The following is a 16,907-nucleotide window of genomic DNA, read 5'->3' as shown; positions in this document are numbered from 1 at the left end:
ACTATTATCTTAACCCTTTTCCTCAATAAATTTCAACTCTTCATAACGTTCCAACCCTTGGTATATCAACGAAAATTTTATACTTTCCTATACTACAAAAAAAGCAGTAATGAATTACTGCTCTATTGCTACCATATGGTCTTCATTGATGAAGTTTAACTCGACTGTTTCTGTTAAAATATCCGCATAACTGTATGAAACGCGTTCGAACGCATTTTCATCTTGGTCTAATGCTACTACAAAGACTGACGGATACGTTTCCTCGAGCGTTCCAAACCGTTCGACTGTCTTCTTTCTTCCGCCATTCGCGATTAGCTTCAAGCGTTTTCCAATCTGACTATCTAAACTACGTTTAATCTCAACCAGCGTTTTCGCCACTACACTTCACCTCACTTCGTTCATTGTATCACGAACAAAAAATGAAGTCAACAAAATTATTTATTATAACAGTAATGAATTTTACTTGTCAATATGTTTTTTTAGATTTGTGCGACCTTAGTCATTGTTTAAACTTTCAGACAATAGCCCTATCCTCTTAAACATCGTACTTCAAAGCGACTGCTTGTTGATTTTGACAAACTTATGAACGTTTAATTTTTACCTACTCCAATCACTGGTATACCTATTCGAATTGAACAACCACCACCTAACATTCTCACAAATGCTTGCTCGGTAAGGATACCCTACAAGGGACCCATGCTCGATAAATATGTCATTTATAATCTCATTTAATCCTCCATCAGTCTGCTAACCTTTTAAAGGCGTGAAAAAAACCCGAAACAATAGATAAATGTATCATGACGGGTTAAAGCATTTCTTTTTATACGTTTTGTTGTGCCTCATATAAAACATTAGCAAGACGAGCAAACTCTTCCATTGTCAGTGATTCTGCTCGACGAGTTAAATCGAGATCAATCGATGAGGCGCGCGATTCAATCATCTCTTTACTCAACATATCTTTAAAATGGCGCGATAAATTGTTTCTAAGCGTCTTTCTGCGCTGCTGGAACGATGCTTTAATCAGCTCGAAGAAGTAGTCTTCATCTATAACATCTACCGGTGGTGTCTCTCTAAACGCCAAATGAAGGATAGCTGAGTCGACATTGGGTTGTGGCATAAAGACTGTTTTTGGTACAATAAATAACACAGAAGCCTCAGTATAATATTGTACTGCGAGTGACAAGGAGCCATAACTTTTTGTGTTTGGCTTTGCGCTCATCCGGTCCGCAACTTCTTTTTGAATCATAACCGTCAGACTTTCAAATGGCAGACCGTTCATTAGGACTTTCATAATGATTGGCGTTGTCACGTAATAAGGTAAGTTCGCGACTAATTTAAGTGGCTGACCCTCGTTAAAGTAATCTGTTAACGTTGGAGCAATATCAGCTGAAAGTATATCTTCAAACACCACTTTCACATTGTCATAATCAGCCAGCGTTTCTTGTAAAATTGGGTCCAGACGTTGGTCAATCTCAAAAGCCAGTACGCGATCGGCATCAATCGCTAGTTGTTCTGTTAGGGCACCCATCCCCGGCCCAATCTCCACAACACCGGTCTCTTTAGTGACACCTGATTTTTTTGAAATATTTTCTAATACATTAACATCAACGAGAAAATTCTGTCCAAGGCTTTTCTTAAAGTGAAAGCCAAACTGGTTTAAATAGTGTTTCGTCATCGATGGTGTCGCAATTCGCTTTTCTTTAGACATCGCCATTCTCCTTTTTAATTTCGTTCATCGCTTGCTTTAAGTCTACTTTTGTCATATGGAACATCGTTAATCGTTTCAGTAATTGTTTTCCGTTCGCATAACCTATTTTTAAATGCGTTGTGAGTGCTTCGCGCTTACTTTTAGCATCAGGACCACCAATCAAACCAAAGCGTAACAGATCTTCCTTTTCAATATCCGAAACATAAGCATCTCCGACCTCATATACGGCTTGAAGCGCTTGTTGAATCGCTTGTTTTGAAGCATGTTCAATCCCAATGCCACGATCATGTTTGTCACGTGCATCATCCTTTGTTAAGAAAGCATGCTTACAGCCTGGCACTTGTTCATTAATGATACTCCGGATTCGTTGTCCGGGATAATCAGGATCGGTAAAAACAATCACACCACGTACGTCTTTGGCGTGTTTGATTTGCGTTAATATTTTATGATTAATGGCCGAGCCATTCGTTTCAATTGTGTCCGCGTCAACGGCTTGTTTTATTTTTGCTGTATCATCTTTTCCCTCTACAACAATGATTTCTTTTATCCGCATCTTTATATCCCCTTCAATTAATTCTTTCTCTAGTATAGCTTAATCCATCCTTACTTGCATCCAAAATAAAAAACAAAACCACCAAAATAAAAATACGAGAAGGCATCACGCACCTTCTCGTTAAAACTCGCTCTATCGTTTTTTTAACATTTTTATTTATTCAATAATGGTGACTTTTACTGTTTGGCGACCAAATTGTCTAGCTGCACTGATTGAGCTCAGATGCACATCAATCCGGTTCCCTTTAATAGCGCCACCTGTATCACGGGCTACAGCATAACCATAACCTTCTACGTATACTTTTGTGCCAAGCGGAATCACGCTTGGGTCGACGGCAATGACACCATCAGGATTAGCTTTGAGGTTGTATCCTGTCGCCGTTAATCCTCGTCCATCACATGTGGCACAATTCCAGTTATAAGCAGTTGCTTCCACTGTGATAGTTTTACCAGCAACAGCTGAACTTGTCCCACGTGAAGGTGCTTGTTGAATCGCTTTTGTACCGACAGCAACAACGCGTTGCGCCGCTTCTTTTTTCACATCTTCACTGACTAGTTCACGTGATACCTCTTCACCGTTTTCTAATACAACGGTGTAACGCTTCTCAACAAGGCCGTTTGAGCCTGAGGTAACGACTTGTTCTTTGCCTTTTGTTAATGAACTATCATTTTTTCTAACCGTTGAAAAAGCAACTTCTTCTTCCACAACATCCGTCACTTCTTCGACTCGAATCACATCGACAGTCATATCAGCTGTAACTGTTTTATCGATACCTGGTTCGACCCGGTCCAGATCAGAAAGTTCTAGTTGTTGTTCTTTCAATAGTGCTTCAACTGTATCTGCCGTCGTGTACACAGCATTTGTCTCATTTGTACCATCGGTTATTGATACTTTGGCTGCACGGTCAATATCTAGTGTGAGCGTGTCCGTGATCACTTCATCTGAAGCCACACTCAGTTCATCGTGTGAAGCAATCTGAATATTTTCTGTTTCTAAAAACTCACCCACGGTACTTGCTGTTGTCATATATGTGGTTGTATTCGCTTGGTCATTAACCACGACTTCAACCGCTTCTTTATACTCTACTTCCATATCTGACGAAATATTTGTTGTTAACTCATGTGAGAGATAATCATCTTCTGATGGATTGATCTCTAACTCTTCTAATAGGGCTTCAACTGTTTCGGCGCGTGTCACAACCGTTTGTGTTTCACCATTATGGGTGAACGCAATATCTTTTTTTGTGACTTCTAACCCAACAAAACCAACGACAACGAGTAATAGTAGTACGGTGACGACTGGCATAAACACTTTATGTTTAAAAACAGTTGGTAGCTTAGACTTTAGATTCATTAAAAAATGCCTCCTTTTAATGTGCGTCTAGATTATAGCTGGATTAAAAGGAAGTGTCAAACAATCAAATTAGCCTATGTGACAGAAAAAACGCTGGCATACCAACGTTTTTAATTATAAAAGCGAGTACATGACAAGTAAATTAAGAAAAGGTTACAAAATAGGTCTTCCGTTACACAACCGTAATATTCCCTTATTTTTGGCTTTTCACCCACTTAGATGCCAAATAGTCTAAGGGCGTTCGCTGTTGTTTGCTGTTCAATCGTTTCAATCGATGTCTCGCGAAGTTTGGCGATTTCTTCTGCGACTAACCGAACATATGCCGGTTCATTTCGCTTTCCTCGATTGGGATGTGGGGCTAAAAATGGGCAATCTGTTTCAACGAGCAAGCGATCAGCTGGAACAACCTTGGCGACTTCTTTTGGTGCTTTGGCATTTTTAAATGTAACCGGACCTCCAAGCGAGATATAGAAATTCATCTTAAGGCACGGCTCGACATGTTTCACTTCACCCGCAAAACAGTGCATAATCCCGCCGACTTCTTCCGCGTGTTCTTCTTGCAGTAAAGCAATGACGTCTTCTGTAGCCTCACGGTTATGAATGATTATCGGTAGCTTCACTTTCTTTGCTAAAGCAATTTGTTTTCTAAAGACATCTTTTTGAACGTCTTTTGGCGACTTGTCCCAGTGGTAATCAAGCCCCATCTCACCTAAAGCGACGACTTTTTCGTGATGGGCGAGTTCCTCTAACCATAAAAGATCCTCGTCAGTAAAATCAATCGCATCAACAGGATGCCAACCAACCGCAGCATAGATAAAGTCATGGGCTTCTGCTAAAGCGATGGCTTTAAGTATTGTCTCATGATCAAACCCGACGACGACCATTTTTTCTACACCAGCTGCTTTTGCCCGCTGAATGACCTCGTCGCGGTCCTCATCAAATTGTTCAATATTTAAATGGACATGGGTATCAAATAACATTGTTTATTCGCTCCTTTAAGTCATGATGAAAAAGAGTCGATCACCGGACGCGTGACCTGACTCTTTTCTTCTCTTAGTTATTTTACTACGGAACCATTCGGTAGACTTGGATCTTGTACACTCGCAAGTGATAAATTCCCATCAGGGTCCTCACCTGTTAGAATCATACCTTGAGACAGTTCACCGCGTAGTTTCACTGGTTTTAAGTTAGCAACAACGAGCACTTTCTTACCAATCAAATCTTCAGGATTATAGAATTTCGCAATTCCTGAGATGATTTGACGCTTTTCATTGCCTAAATTGACATAAATTTTCAGCAGTTTATCCGCTTTTTTCATCTTCTCTGCTTGAATCACTTCTGCCACTCGCACGTCGAGTTTTAAAAAGTCATCAAAGGCAATTTCTTCTTTGACTGGTTCAATTTCTGTTTGTTTCTCTTCAGCTGGTTTGGTCATCATCGCTTTAATAGCAGTCACTTCTTCTTCTGTATCAAGACGCGGGAAGATTGGACCTTGTTTATCAACACAGGTGCCCACAGGAACAATACCAAAGTCTCTGATTGAGTCAAACGACTGTAACGCTTCATCTGTTGCGCCAAGCTGGCTAAAGATTTTCCCTGGTGTTTCCATTAAGAATGGGCGGAGCAGTACGGCAGTACGGCGTAAACTATCAACTAAGTGAGCCATCACATTACCAAGGCGCGCTTTGTTCGCTTCAGCTTTTGCGAGAACCCATGGTTCGTTTTCATCAATATATTTGTTTGTTCGGCTAATGTATTGCCAAATCGTACTTAAAGCGATACTAAACTGCATATGATCCATCGCTTCCTCATAGGCCGTGACCGTCTCCATTGCCATTGACTCAAGTGAAGCATCAATATCGGTTTCAGCTTTTGTGAAAGCCGGAATTTCACCGCCAAAATATTTATCGATCATGGCAACGGTACGGTTGAGTAAGTTACCCAAATCATTAGCTAAGTCGAAATTCACGCGGTCAACAAAACCTTCAGGTGTAAAGACCCCATCAGCACCAAACGGTACTTCGCGTAATAAGTAGTATCGCAGGGCATCGAGTCCATAACGATCTGTCAGTGAGATTGGATCAACAACATTTCCTTTCGATTTTGACATTTTACCGTCTTTCATTAAAATCCAGCCATGTGCAAAGACTTGTTTTGGTAAAGGTAAATCGAGTGCCATCAACATAATCGGCCAATAAATCGTATGGAAACGGACGATTTCTTTGCCCACTAAATGCACATCTGCTGGCCAATATTTATTAAACAATGTGTCATCATCCGTATTGTAGCCAAGTGCTGTAATATAGTTTGATAGCGCATCAATCCAGACGTAAATCACGTGTTTCGCATCACCAGGTACTTTAATGCCCCAATCAAATGTCGTACGAGATACAGCTAAATCTTCAAGTCCTGGTGTAATGAAGTTGTTAATCATTTCATTTTTACGACTTTCTGGTTGGATAAAGTCAGGATTTTTCTCATAATACTCAAGTAAACGATCAACATACTTACTCATCTTAAAGAAATATGATTCTTCTTTGACCATTTCAACTGGCCCACCACAATCAGGGCAGTTACCTGATTCAAGTTGACGTTCGGTAAAGAAAGATTCACATGACGTACAGTACCAACCTTCATATTCATCTAAATAAATATCACCTTGGTCAAGCAATTGTTTGAAGATTTTTTCAACCACTTCTTTATGACGTGATTGGGTTGTCCTAATAAAGTCAGTATGAGAAATATCAAGCTTATCCCATAAGACTTGAACGCCACTGACGATTTCATCAACATAAGCTTGTGGGGTGACCCCTTTTTCATCAGCTTTCTTTTGGATTTTTTGACCATGTTCATCCGTTCCTGTTAAATACATGACATCAAAACCTTTTAAACGTTTGTAGCGGGCAATCGCATCGCCAGCTACTGTTGTATATGCATGTCCAATGTGTAAATTACCACTTGGATAATAAATCGGTGTCGTAATATAAAATGTTTTTTTCTCTGACATCGGTTGTTCCTCCCTTAAAGTTATATCCATGTGCATGAAAATAGTTGACGTATATCTTTATATTGTAGCCTTTTTACGGTGAATTTTCCATCGTTATTACCTGTTTTTTTCGGTAACAAGTAAATTCATTCATGGATCAGTAAAAGATAGCATGCATGACCCTTAGTTTTACACCGCTCACTTCCCCCTCATTCTTCAAGCGCTTCCAATCTAGAAGGAGATTAAACATTTCAAGTAATTCTATCGTATGAGACATTATTTTCGGTTTAATAGACACAAAAGGGAAAATTGAAGGTTTTTTACTCGTTTTTTTAAAAAAACCAAAGTAACTTTCCTTTTTTTCGAAAAAAACAAGATTTTTCAATTGACTTATATAGAAATTAATGGTATCTTATAATATGGGTATTGTCGAAATATACCAAACTATTAACAAAGGGGAGTTTTTCTTATGAAATCAACAGGTATTGTTCGTAAAGTAGACGAACTAGGACGTGTCGTAATTCCGATCGAATTACGCCGTACACTAGGTATTGCAGAAAAGGACGCATTAGAAATTTATGTAGATGATGAGCGCATCATTCTTCAAAAATACAAGCCAAGTATGACTTGTCAAGTAACAGGTGAAATTTCTGATGATAACTTAACACTTGCAGATGGTAAATTGATTCTTTCTCCAGAAGGTGCTAAAGCACTTGTAGACGAAATCAACAAATCATTAACAAAGTAATCGTATGACCATAACAAAAAGAGCTGTTTCCAATTAGGGGGAAACAGCTCTTTTTTTGTCTTTATTAAATTAACGTGATACAATTTATGGAATTAGATAACAGGATATGTTATGGTAATTACAATACACAACAAGTGAAAGCGAGGAACGACATAATGGCTAGAACTGATATGGCTTATAGCTTATCTGAACGTACCTTTATCAGTACGGAAATATTACGACACGGCAAACAGTTAAGTGTGAGCTATCTTTTACTGATTTTTTTAGGTTTTTTCGGTCTACATCATATCTACTTAGAGGAAAAAATGCTTGGCATAACTAAACTGTTGCTGACGCTAACAGGTATTATAACTCTTCAATTGTTAATCGGCTATGTCTTACTCCTGTTTGTTGCCCTGTGGCTAATAATAGATGCTTTTTTAATGTTCAAGAAAGTAGAACAAATGAACAGTCAACTCGAACAATCACTCAAGCGATACGTTGCTCAACTCAAGGACTAACTAAGATCAACAATAGCCGATAATTTAAAAATCCCCCTCTGATGACATCGTCAACAAGGGGGCTTTGTTATTCCGTTTCTTCTACATGGTAAACCCGATAAATGTCACGTTTCGGTTGCTTTCGATCTAGCGCGACCTGTTTGATCGCGTCTTTACTTTTTTGTCCTTCGTTTATATAGTAATCAACATGTTCTTTTATCGATACGTCTTCCCACCAGTTATCATTCGGTAAAGCTTCTGTTCGTCCTTCAATGACAATGCAACATTCACCTTTAATCTCTTTACTATTTGACCAGTGAATCACGTCATCAATCATTCCGCGGCTAAACTCTTCAAACCGTTTTGTTAACTCCCGGCCGACGGCCACTTGTCGATTGCCAAGATGCGTTTTAATTGCTTGTAATGTATCTGTTAGACGATATGGCGATTCATAAAGAAGAATCGTTGCGGTTTGTTTGTTGATTTCTTCAAAGGCTTGTTTAATGTCTTTATTTTTACGTGGTAAAAAGCCATAAAAATAAAACTGCTTTGTCGGTAAGCCTGAGCCAACAAGTGCGACTAATGCAGCATTAGCCCCAGGTAACACAATACAATCAATCTTACGATCAATCGCTTGCTTAATTAATACTTCACCTGGGTCAGAAATACCTGGCATACCAGCGTCACTCACTAACGCAAACGTGGTGTTACTTTCAATTGCGGCAAGAATCTGATCTATTTTCTTTTGATCACTATGTTCGTGATAACTAAGCAGCGGGGTTGTGATCTCAAAATGATTCAGTAATTTTTTTGTATTGCGCGTATCTTCTGCAAGAATTTTATCAACCGTCTTTAACGTCTCTAATCCACGTAAGGTAATGTCTTGTAAGTTCCCGATTGGGGTTGGGACAACGAATAACTTACCTTGTTCACTCGCTTCATAACTGTTCTGTGTCCACATCGATATTGCCTCCTGTTTCAATGAGTGCTTGTTTTTGTCGTTTTGATAACTGTTTAATGCGATATTCTTCTTTTAAGGCCAGCGTTTTAGTCTCAAAACTATTGGCATAGCGTAACACAAGCGGGCCTCTTCCTCTTGTATACTTTGCCCCTTTACCCTGTCTATGTTGGTTTAAACGATAATGTAAGCGATTGGTGTAACCGGTATAAAGTGTCAGATCACCACATTCTAAAATATAGACCACATGTTTAATAGACAAGACGCAAATACTCCTCTGTATACGTCCCTTTATCATTAAACACATAGAAGGGCGGTAACACTTTTAACGCTCTTTTTCCATCGCGCACCGCTTCAACTAAGACAATATTAGCTTCTTTATCGCGCTTTGGATAAACAAGTTGCAGACGTTTTGGTTCAAGCTTATAGTGACGCATTAACATAAAGATATCGACCAAGCGATCGGGTCGGTGCACCATTGTCATTTTGCCACCGGATTTTGTTAGTTTACTCGCGGTTTCAATCACTGTTTCAAGTGACGTTGTCACTTCGTGACGGGCAATTGTGAGATGTTCATTTAAATTATGGTGAGCATCACTCACTGTATCAAAGTAAGGTGGGTTTACTGTAACCAAATCAAATTTATCATTTTTATAATGGTCTGGTAAGTCCTTTAAATCTCCAAGATGCATCATAATTTGGGCTTGCTTATCGTTTAAACGAATACTGCGCATCGCCATGTCATGTAACTTTGGTTGAATTTCTATCCCATCAATCGGACGGGTCGTATATCGACTCATCAGTAACGGTACAACACCATTCCCACTACATAAATCTAAGATTTTACCGCGCTTTTTCGGTAGCGCGCTAAAATGGGCGAGTAACACCGCATCAATCGAATAAGAAAATACCGACGAACTTTGAATAATCTGCATCGATTCATCGGTAAATAAATAATCTAAACGTTCATCTTCATATAGTTCCACACTTTCACCACACTTCCTGAAAAAAAGACTGGCATCTATAAGAAGATCCCCAGCCTTTTTTAGTTCAATCTATTTAATCTTTTGTCTTATTTAAAAACGATAAACAGAATAAACAATCTTCGTTCTGTCTCGGGCTACCAAAGTGCACATTACAAATATGAAACCCTTCTTCATATAGACGCGCTAAGTTGTCATAACCCTCACCAATATTGTCTACCGTCCGTTGTTCGGTCGTTTTGCCTTGTTCATCACGTCCAGCTGTTTCTTCAATCGATTGATCGAGGCGTTGACGTAGGTGATGATTCTCATGCGCCAATCGGTGATTTTCTTCTAGTAATTCACTCAAATGTGTCTTTAAATCACCTAGCTGCTGATACAATTGACCAATCTGTTCTTCCATATCCGACACTTGTTCAAACACTTCTTTTCTATTCATGTTCATCACACCCACCACCTTTTCACATTATGACGTTGTTAGAGCACCTGCTTCAATCAGTTCGTCTAACGTATATTCAACGACACGTTCAAGTTCTTTAATATCTACTCGAATGATGCGCTCTAAAATATTTAATCCAACGACGCGGCCTCGGCCAAGCGGTGTGGTAAGTTTTTTACCCACATCTGGCAGCTCACGTTTAGCTTGTTCATACTCATCATTTTCATATTTTAAGCAACACATTAACCGGCCACATAATCCTGAAATTTTAGTCGGGTTAAGGGACAAGTTTTGATCTTTGGCCATCTTAATCGATACCGGTTCAAAGTCACCTAGGAAGGTAGAACAGCACAGCATCCGGCCACACGGACCTATACCACCGAGTAACTTCGCCTCATCTCTGACACCGATTTGACGGAGCTCAATCCGAGTTTTAAATACGGAAGCTAAGTCTTTTACGAGTTCTCGGAAATCGACGCGGCCATCTGCGGTGAAATAAAAAATCACTTTATTACGATCAAACGTATACTCGACATCTACTAAATTCATATCAAGCTTATGTGCCTTGATTTTCTTTTCGCACGTCAGATACGCCTCTTTGGCATTTTCTTTGTTTTCTAATACGATATGTTTGTCTTTTTCCGTAGCCAAACGGATAACTTTTTTAAGTGGTAAGACAACATCGGTTTCTTCTACTTGTTTCTTTTGGAGTACGACTTTACCAAATTCGACACCTCGTGCGGTTTCGACGATGACGTAACCATCTTTATCTATTTGAAGGTTAGCAGGGTCAAAATAATATATTTTCCCTACTTTTTTAAATCTGACACCAATCACTTCTATCATTTATATTCACCTCTGCATCTGCAGTGTTAGTTGTTCCATCACAAGGGTTGGATGGGTATGTTGATTGAGTTTCTGTTTTGCGGATGTAATTGCTGAAAGAATCACGACAAGATCTTTTCTTGTGTAACGTAAGCTGACTCGTTCTAGCTCAGCTTGGTAGCTAAGTAACACTGTGTGTTCTGTGTCACCGATGTGTAAGTACATAAGATCTTTAAACCATAATAATAATAAATCTAAACCTAGCAACAATTTATCACGATCATTAAAGTGTTGCATCCAATGTTTTTCTATAAATAACAATGCTTCCTGCGGTTTATCTATCAGCATACCTACTAATTGTACCATTAATTTTCGTGCTTCTGCAAACCACTCATCTTGGTCTAACGCTTTTGCTTCCTCTAATTGCGGGGCAATCGCTTGAAAGATCCGGGCATTCTCTTTCGTAATTCCTGATTCAATTAAAGCCGTTTCAATCGCTTTTCCTGATAAAGGCCGTAAGGCAATAACTTGGCACCGCGAACGAATGGTATCTAAGAGTTTTTGTTGGTTCTTCGTCAAAAGAATGGCGGTTGTTTCTTGACTCGGTTCTTCTAAAAACTTTAGCAAACGATTGCTTGCGTTCACAGTCATTAAATCAGCATCTTCAATCACATATACTTTTCGATTAGATTCAACACCTGAATAAATGAATTCTCGTTGAAGTGCTTCAATTTGTTCTTTTTTGATTGATAGTCCGTCCGGTTTGATCCAGTGTAAATCTGGATGATTGCCAGACAATACACGTTTACAATTCCGGCATGTGAGACATGGTTCTGCTGTCTCTGTTTCCCGGCAAAACAATCGAAGCGCGAGCGTTTCGGCAATCGCTCGTTTTTTCGTACCTGCGTCGCCATGAATTAAGTAGGCATGGGCGATACGGTTATGGTTAATCATTTTTTTTAACATCTTGACAGCCACCGGCTGAATTTGTTCGAGTTCTTCAAAACGTTGCATATAAAGCCACCTAACTTCCACGTGTTAAAAAAGAGTGAGATCTGTGATCATCACTCTCACGTTCTTCCGTTATTTTAGCATATTTCTTGCCTTAATTGTTTTAGGAATATAAATTAATCAATAATCCTTTAATCTCACCAATTAAGCCAAGTAAGTCAATCGAACGGGCCCCATCATTTGTGATTTGTTCAGTCATTTCCATAAGCTTCTCATCAATTGTCTTAACGATATGCAACTGTCGATTCGTTCCCTCAATATTAAAACTATGATGATGACTTAAATCAAGGCCCTTTGATGTCGCATCTTTAATAAAGCTCTTTACCATCCGTTTATACTTGGCCATCTCTCTCAGTGTCCGGTAACGAATGAGTTTATCACCTTGTTTTTTAATTTCTTCAAGTTGTTGCTCAAGAGGGAAAGACCGCAACTTATCAGCTTGGGTTTGAACGAGCTTTTGAAAATCAACCGACCTCGATGGAGGAAGGGGTTGTTGTCGTTGACTTTTCTCAATTTGATTTAAAATATCTTTATTAATTTTCATCCGCGCGTCTCCCCTTATATATTAGAACTGGAAGAAGTTATCGACCGGTAAGACAAAGACTGTTGCGCCACCGACTTCTATATTAATTGGGCGCGGGATATACGAATCCGCATTACCGCCCATTGGTGAAATTGGTGCGACCATTTGTTCGCGGTGGCTCGATTTATGTTTAATAATATCTAACGCCTGACTGACTTCCTTGTCTTCACAACCAATCATCAATGTCGTATTCCCTTCCTTTAGGAATCCCCCGGTTGTTGATAGCTTTGTTGTTTTATATTCTTTTTCCGCTAAGGCATCGATCAAACGGTGACTATCTTTATCTTGAATAACCGCAATAATTAATTTCATCTTCCATTCCTCCATTGTTTTATCATTTACTGGTTGATATGACTGAGTACTTTATTAAATGCGAGTTCTGTAACTTCTTCTACAGCTAAATCTGCGCGTATCGGTTGAATCCGGTCGCTAAATCGTTCGGCTAGTATGTGATAGCCTTGATTAACTTTTTCATGAAAGGTCAGTGTTTCTAAATCAAGCCGATTTTGTTCCCGCTCTTGATTTTTTTTTATGCGTTTTAAGCCCGTGGCTGGATCTAATTTAAACCATAGTGTCAGTGACGGCATACACGTATCAATCGCAAATTGATTAATCGTGTAAATCTGATCAATCCCAATTCCTCTGGCGTAACCTTGATAAGCAAGACTTGAATCGATAAACCGGTCACACAAGACAACCCTTCCTTCTTCAAGTGCTGGGATGACTTTTTCTACTAAATGCTGACGACGAGCTGCTGCATAGAGTAAGGCTTCTGTTTTGGCATCCATTGCCGTGTAACTCGTATCTAAGATTACTTCACGAATCGCCTCGGCAATCTGAATCCCACCTGGTTCACGTGTTGTTAAAACGTCATAACCTAAATCTCGTAGTTTACAAGCAACTCGTTCGAGTACGGTTGATTTACCTGCCCCTTCACCGCCTTCAAATGTAATAAATGTCCCTTTCATGCTATTCTATCTCCTTTACGACAAACACACCATCACAAATGGCTTGATTTTGAAAATTCACTTTAGCATCTATTAGCTCCTTTATCGCCTCAATCTTCTCGCGTGTCAACCGTTCACCTTTTAAGACGAGCGGAATACCCGGCGGATACGGTACAATTGATTCAAAAGCAATCCAATCAATCGCATCATCTAATGCGATAAATATCGATGGGCACATTTTAAGTGTGTGATAATCAAGGGCCAGTTCTGTGAGTGGTTGTCGGACCTTTTTTCGTACTACCTTCATTGTATCATGAATTGGTGCTTTTTTTAATCTGTGATTCAAGTCTGTCACGGCTTCTTGTAACTTTTTAAGCTCCGTAAACGGGGCAAGTCCATGAACAAACAGTAAATGCTGATCGGTTATAAATTCTAAATAAATGCCATGTGACCGAAAAACTGTTTCTACCGCATGTGTTGTGTAACCCGGACGAACCACTAACGTAATTTTTAATGGATCCGTTTGCTTATTCGCTTCGATCAAGGTCGCACTATTTAATGTACTTAACACCGATCTAACAGCTTTCGCAGAGGCTAAGACCTGGTCTAAGTCTTGACGGGTGCGTGAGGCTAAGAAAGCGCGGCTAACATCTAAGCTTGCCATTAGTAAATATGACGGGCTACTCGACTGCAGCATATCTAAATAGCGTTTGATTTGTCTCGTATCACCTTTATAACCTTTGCCTATATGTAAGTAAGCCGTTTGTGTTAACGCCGGAGCCATTTTATGCGCCGATTGAACAACAAAGTCAGCCCCAAGTGATAAAGCTGATGAAGGTAAGTCTGGATGACTGAGTGAGAAGTGCACCCCGTGTGCTTCATCCACCAACATAAGGGCATTATGCTCGTGTACACAAGTAATTAATGATGCCAAATCACCTGTTGTCCCGTAGTAGTCAGGATAAGTAATGATCATTGCTTTAATCGGATATGTGTTAAAAGCCTGTCTGACATCAGCTAGGCGCGGAAACATCGCAAGATTTAATGACGCATCATAGTCTGGTTCAATGAAGATCGGATGAGCACCACTTAGTTCTAAGCCATGAATAACCGACTTATGAACATTTTTCGGCACTAATATATAATCACCATGAGAAACCGATTGAAGAATCATCGCTAAGTTACCAACGGTTGAGCCATTGACTAGAAAGAATGTCTCCTGACTATCAAAAAACTCACCGGCTAATGTCATCGCCTCAGCTATGACACCTTCTGCTTGGTGCAGATCATCTAAGCCTGGTAACTCGGTTAAATCGTACCGCATCACATCGCGAAATACTTTCCATGAATCATGCGGCAATATGTGACCATTTTTATGTCCAGGTACGTGAAAGGACACGGGCTCTTCATTAACAAACGTTTGGACTCTTTCCCATAAAGGCATGCGTCTTTGTTTTGACATCAAATGCTCCTCTCTCTTGTCATTTATATCAACGACTTAAATCGTTATGTTTTTATACATTGTTTGATTCTTTCTTGTTATATCATTTAATGGATAGTGAAACAAGTACAAAAAGAACCCTCAAGTACAAAAAGAACCCTGATGTGACTTATGATACGAAAAGTCACGTTAGGGTCATCCGTTATACTTGTTGCTGTCATTTACAACAGTTGCTTAACTTATAGACAAAGTAATGATACTCACTTATTTATCGTTTAGCTATAAATGTACTGCCTGCTTTTGTCTATCTTGACCATTTTTTTATACTTTTAACCGGTCTAACAAAAATATACTGGATAAACCTTACATAACAATAGATAAACTGTTATAATTTAGTTATAGGATAATTTCAATATAAACTGGAGGCAATCATATAATGATACGTTCACTATTACATGGGCTATTCTTTGGTATTATTTTTACTTGCGGGAGTTTTATCGGACAAATTTTGTTAGAGCTCTTTAATGACACACCTATTAATTACTCACGTGTCCTATTTATCAGTAGCTTTACTGGGATAGGGATGATGATATTTGAATTGATTTATTCTTCAAAAAAGAGATCAAAACACGTGCTTCTCACTGGTCTAATTTTCACTTTCGGAAGCTTCATTGGACATATATTAATAGCATTACTTAAAGAAGCGCCGTTTGATTATGAACGTGCTATCTTTGTTAGTATCTTTACAGGGCTAAGCATGATGATATTTGAATTCGCTCGCTCTTCTAAGAACACAAGAATAACGGGAGTAAGGTAAATGCAATCACGATCTAAACTCGTTCCAATAAGTAGTCTATGGCTCCTTATTATCGAAGTTTTTAAAAGCGTAAAAAGAAAAGTAGAAAGAGATGAGGATGATAAAAGTGGATAAAAACGGCATGCTTAAGTATATATTTTATTCCCTCGCTGCTTTTTTAGGAGCTTTTGTGACATCGCTATTTGTTGATATAGATAATGGCTTCAATCCATGGCCAGTCGCAATCGGTACTTTTGTCTTGATAACACTAATTAGACTGTCATGGATTTTAGCTGGTAAGAGTACAAAGAATAAGTAATCACTCGACTAAATATAAAAATCTTCATTTGAAGGAAAGATTAAATGTGGATTTTAGTTACTTAGCGATATCCTGCTCTCGTTTAACCATGAAACATATTATCTAGTGTAAAGGCTATACCAATAAGTAGTGGCATATCTTCAAAAGAATAATTTGAAATTTCATAGGCGTCTTTTAAAGAAAAGGTCACTTTTTTAATAGTGGCTACTACTGATCCGTCTTTTTCAATGTCAAATGTTCGGGCCATCACGTTACTTTGGATCGTAAAATCCCCATAGATAGAGTGAATATCAATTTGAGGTGACATCATTTTTTTACCGCGTGTAATAGAGGCAATTGTCTTATCTCCTCTTAAAGCCTCATATTTTTCGAATATCAGCCCTAGCTTTTTTTTCACAATAAGTTGATCATTTGTGTTTTTTTCAGCAATGTTTACTCTGAAAGGTACACCAATGATACTGCCTATAAAGCGATCTAATACTACGAGAGGCGACGCACTTTTAATTGTAAAAGTATGATCATCTACATAAAACTTACAACCTATGATTACAGTAGCTTGCTTCAGTAATATTTTATCCATTATTTCCTCTCTTTCTATTCGTCGATTATGATCATCGTTGAGGACCAGTCATCGGCAGTTCAATCAACTTTAAAGGTATAGAAAAACCCTCATTTAAGGAAGACCTTAAATGAGGGTTTTAGTTGCTTAGCGACGTCCTACTCTCGCGGGGCTTAAGCCCAACTACCATCGGCGCTGAAGAGCTTAACTGCTGTGTTC

21 protein-coding genes are annotated in these 16,907 nt (G+C 39.0%); 4 read left to right on the top strand and 17 right to left on the bottom strand.

Annotated features, from left to right (window positions below; genetic code table 11):
- Positions 1-114: 114 nt before the first annotated feature.
- The 6 genes from veg to metG form a co-directional block, all read right to left on the bottom strand.
- Positions 115-378 (bottom strand): biofilm formation stimulator Veg, encoded by a 264-nt coding sequence (veg, locus tag BM098_RS11930; RefSeq protein ID WP_089833648.1) that lies wholly within the window; start codon positions 376-378, stop codon positions 115-117.
- 442 nt (positions 379-820) lie between these two features.
- A complete protein-coding gene (gene rsmA, locus BM098_RS11925) occupies positions 821-1,708 on the bottom strand; it encodes a 16S rRNA (adenine(1518)-N(6)/adenine(1519)-N(6))-dimethyltransferase RsmA (protein ID WP_089833646.1) in 888 nt (295 codons plus the stop codon).
- Complete coding sequence (rnmV, locus tag BM098_RS11920; RefSeq protein WP_089833644.1) at positions 1,701-2,261, bottom strand: ribonuclease M5; 561 nt, start codon at positions 2,259-2,261, stop codon at positions 1,701-1,703. Before rnmV ends, rsmA begins: the two co-directional genes overlap by 8 nt.
- Positions 2,262-2,417: 156 nt before the next feature.
- Complete coding sequence (locus tag BM098_RS13815) at positions 2,418-3,614, bottom strand: G5 and 3D domain-containing protein (RefSeq protein ID WP_089833642.1); 1,197 nt, start codon at positions 3,612-3,614, stop codon at positions 2,418-2,420.
- Positions 3,615-3,829: 215 nt separating this feature from the next.
- Positions 3,830-4,594, bottom strand: coding sequence for a TatD family hydrolase (locus tag BM098_RS11910; RefSeq protein WP_089833640.1), 765 nt, complete (start codon positions 4,592-4,594; stop codon positions 3,830-3,832).
- A gap of 77 nt (positions 4,595-4,671) precedes the next feature.
- Positions 4,672-6,621, bottom strand: a complete 1,950-nt coding sequence (metG, locus tag BM098_RS11905; RefSeq protein WP_089833638.1) for a methionine--tRNA ligase — start codon at positions 6,619-6,621, stop codon at positions 4,672-4,674.
- A 448-nt stretch (positions 6,622-7,069) separates the two neighbouring features.
- Between metG and BM098_RS11900 the strand changes: the two genes are divergently transcribed.
- Positions 7,070-7,348 (top strand): AbrB/MazE/SpoVT family DNA-binding domain-containing protein, encoded by a 279-nt coding sequence (locus BM098_RS11900; protein WP_089803557.1) that lies wholly within the window; start codon positions 7,070-7,072, stop codon positions 7,346-7,348.
- A 155-nt stretch (positions 7,349-7,503) separates the two neighbouring features.
- The gene (locus BM098_RS11895) at positions 7,504-7,848 is read left to right on the top strand and encodes an NINE protein (protein ID WP_159430188.1); all 345 of its coding nucleotides are present in this window, start codon (positions 7,504-7,506) and stop codon (positions 7,846-7,848) included.
- A gap of 67 nt (positions 7,849-7,915) precedes the next feature.
- Here BM098_RS11895 and rsmI read toward each other — a convergent pair whose 3' ends face one another.
- From rsmI to BM098_RS11845, 10 genes are all read right to left on the bottom strand, one after another.
- Positions 7,916-8,788, bottom strand: a complete 873-nt coding sequence (gene rsmI, locus BM098_RS11890) for a 16S rRNA (cytidine(1402)-2'-O)-methyltransferase (RefSeq protein ID WP_089833634.1) — start codon at positions 8,786-8,788, stop codon at positions 7,916-7,918.
- Complete coding sequence (locus BM098_RS11885) at positions 8,766-9,047, bottom strand: GIY-YIG nuclease family protein (protein ID WP_089833631.1); 282 nt, start codon at positions 9,045-9,047, stop codon at positions 8,766-8,768. The genes rsmI and BM098_RS11885 overlap by 23 nt, the downstream gene beginning before the upstream one ends.
- The gene (locus BM098_RS11880; protein WP_089833651.1) at positions 9,037-9,720 is read right to left on the bottom strand and encodes a tRNA1(Val) (adenine(37)-N6)-methyltransferase; all 684 of its coding nucleotides are present in this window, start codon (positions 9,718-9,720) and stop codon (positions 9,037-9,039) included. The genes BM098_RS11885 and BM098_RS11880 overlap by 11 nt, the downstream gene beginning before the upstream one ends.
- Positions 9,721-9,844: 124 nt before the next feature.
- Positions 9,845-10,207: a DNA replication initiation control protein YabA gene (gene yabA / locus BM098_RS11875; protein WP_089833649.1), complete on the bottom strand. Its 363-nt coding sequence runs from the start codon at positions 10,205-10,207 to the stop codon at positions 9,845-9,847.
- A gap of 27 nt (positions 10,208-10,234) precedes the next feature.
- Positions 10,235-11,053 (bottom strand): PSP1 domain-containing protein, encoded by an 819-nt coding sequence (locus BM098_RS11870; protein ID WP_089833629.1) that lies wholly within the window; start codon positions 11,051-11,053, stop codon positions 10,235-10,237.
- Positions 11,054-11,059: 6 nt separating this feature from the next.
- Complete coding sequence (gene holB / locus BM098_RS11865; RefSeq protein ID WP_089833627.1) at positions 11,060-12,046, bottom strand: DNA polymerase III subunit delta'; 987 nt, start codon at positions 12,044-12,046, stop codon at positions 11,060-11,062.
- Positions 12,047-12,146: 100 nt separating this feature from the next.
- Positions 12,147-12,587 carry a YaaR family protein gene (locus BM098_RS11860; RefSeq protein WP_089833625.1) on the bottom strand — a complete coding sequence of 147 codons (441 nt, stop codon included), beginning with the start codon at positions 12,585-12,587 and terminating at the stop codon, positions 12,147-12,149.
- Positions 12,588-12,608: 21 nt separating this feature from the next.
- Entirely contained in the window at positions 12,609-12,938 is a 330-nt protein-coding gene (locus BM098_RS11855) for a cyclic-di-AMP receptor (protein WP_089833623.1), read from the bottom strand.
- A gap of 26 nt (positions 12,939-12,964) precedes the next feature.
- Positions 12,965-13,594, bottom strand: a complete 630-nt coding sequence (gene tmk, locus BM098_RS11850) for a dTMP kinase (protein WP_089833621.1) — start codon at positions 13,592-13,594, stop codon at positions 12,965-12,967.
- 1 nt (position 13,595) lies between these two features.
- Complete coding sequence (locus BM098_RS11845; RefSeq protein WP_089833619.1) at positions 13,596-15,035, bottom strand: aminotransferase class I/II-fold pyridoxal phosphate-dependent enzyme; 1,440 nt, start codon at positions 15,033-15,035, stop codon at positions 13,596-13,598.
- A gap of 415 nt (positions 15,036-15,450) precedes the next feature.
- On the opposite strand from BM098_RS11845, the gene BM098_RS11840 reads away from it, so the two are divergent.
- Entirely contained in the window at positions 15,451-15,831 is a 381-nt protein-coding gene (locus BM098_RS11840) for a hypothetical protein (protein ID WP_089833617.1), read from the top strand.
- Between the two features lie 91 nt (positions 15,832-15,922).
- Positions 15,923-16,129: a hypothetical protein gene (locus tag BM098_RS11835; protein ID WP_234987498.1), complete on the top strand. Its 207-nt coding sequence runs from the start codon at positions 15,923-15,925 to the stop codon at positions 16,127-16,129.
- A gap of 82 nt (positions 16,130-16,211) precedes the next feature.
- On the opposite strand, the gene BM098_RS11830 is transcribed toward BM098_RS11835, so the two are convergent.
- Positions 16,212-16,709: an LURP-one-related family protein gene (locus BM098_RS11830; RefSeq protein WP_089833613.1), complete on the bottom strand. Its 498-nt coding sequence runs from the start codon at positions 16,707-16,709 to the stop codon at positions 16,212-16,214.
- Positions 16,710-16,907 lie beyond the last annotated feature (198 nt).

This window comes from Halolactibacillus halophilus (assembly GCF_900115605.1).
In the GTDB taxonomy this organism is placed as follows: domain Bacteria; phylum Bacillota; class Bacilli; order Bacillales; family Amphibacillaceae; genus Halolactibacillus; species Halolactibacillus halophilus.
Note: the sequence above shows the minus strand (reverse complement) of the source record. Positions and strands in the feature narration are given on the sequence as shown.

Coding starts and splice junctions, on each gene's coding strand:
- holB (WP_089833627.1), bottom strand. CDS start 12,046: ATGCAACGTTTTGAAGAACTCGAACAAATTCAGCCGGTGGCTGTCAAG.
- BM098_RS13815 (WP_089833642.1), bottom strand. CDS start 3,614: ATGAATCTAAAGTCTAAGCTACCAACTGTTTTTAAACATAAAGTGTTT.
- BM098_RS11860 (WP_089833625.1), bottom strand. CDS start 12,587: ATGAAAATTAATAAAGATATTTTAAATCAAATTGAGAAAAGTCAACGA.
- BM098_RS11900 (WP_089803557.1), top strand. CDS start 7,070: ATGAAATCAACAGGTATTGTTCGTAAAGTAGACGAACTAGGACGTGTC.
- rnmV (WP_089833644.1), bottom strand. CDS start 2,261: ATGCGGATAAAAGAAATCATTGTTGTAGAGGGAAAAGATGATACAGCA.
- BM098_RS11880 (WP_089833651.1), bottom strand. CDS start 9,720: ATGCAGATTATTCAAAGTTCGTCGGTATTTTCTTATTCGATTGATGCG.
- BM098_RS11855 (WP_089833623.1), bottom strand. CDS start 12,938: ATGAAATTAATTATTGCGGTTATTCAAGATAAAGATAGTCACCGTTTG.
- BM098_RS11870 (WP_089833629.1), bottom strand. CDS start 11,053: ATGATAGAAGTGATTGGTGTCAGATTTAAAAAAGTAGGGAAAATATAT.
- BM098_RS11910 (WP_089833640.1), bottom strand. CDS start 4,594: ATGTTATTTGATACCCATGTCCATTTAAATATTGAACAATTTGATGAG.
- BM098_RS11895 (WP_159430188.1), top strand. CDS start 7,504: ATGGCTAGAACTGATATGGCTTATAGCTTATCTGAACGTACCTTTATC.
- BM098_RS11835 (WP_234987498.1), top strand. CDS start 15,923: ATGAGGATGATAAAAGTGGATAAAAACGGCATGCTTAAGTATATATTT.
- tmk (WP_089833621.1), bottom strand. CDS start 13,594: ATGAAAGGGACATTTATTACATTTGAAGGCGGTGAAGGGGCAGGTAAA.
- metG (WP_089833638.1), bottom strand. CDS start 6,621: ATGTCAGAGAAAAAAACATTTTATATTACGACACCGATTTATTATCCA.
- rsmI (WP_089833634.1), bottom strand. CDS start 8,788: ATGTGGACACAGAACAGTTATGAAGCGAGTGAACAAGGTAAGTTATTC.
- rsmA (WP_089833646.1), bottom strand. CDS start 1,708: ATGTCTAAAGAAAAGCGAATTGCGACACCATCGATGACGAAACACTAT.
- yabA (WP_089833649.1), bottom strand. CDS start 10,207: ATGAATAGAAAAGAAGTGTTTGAACAAGTGTCGGATATGGAAGAACAG.
- BM098_RS11845 (WP_089833619.1), bottom strand. CDS start 15,035: ATGTCAAAACAAAGACGCATGCCTTTATGGGAAAGAGTCCAAACGTTT.
- BM098_RS11840 (WP_089833617.1), top strand. CDS start 15,451: ATGATACGTTCACTATTACATGGGCTATTCTTTGGTATTATTTTTACT.
- BM098_RS11830 (WP_089833613.1), bottom strand. CDS start 16,709: ATGGATAAAATATTACTGAAGCAAGCTACTGTAATCATAGGTTGTAAG.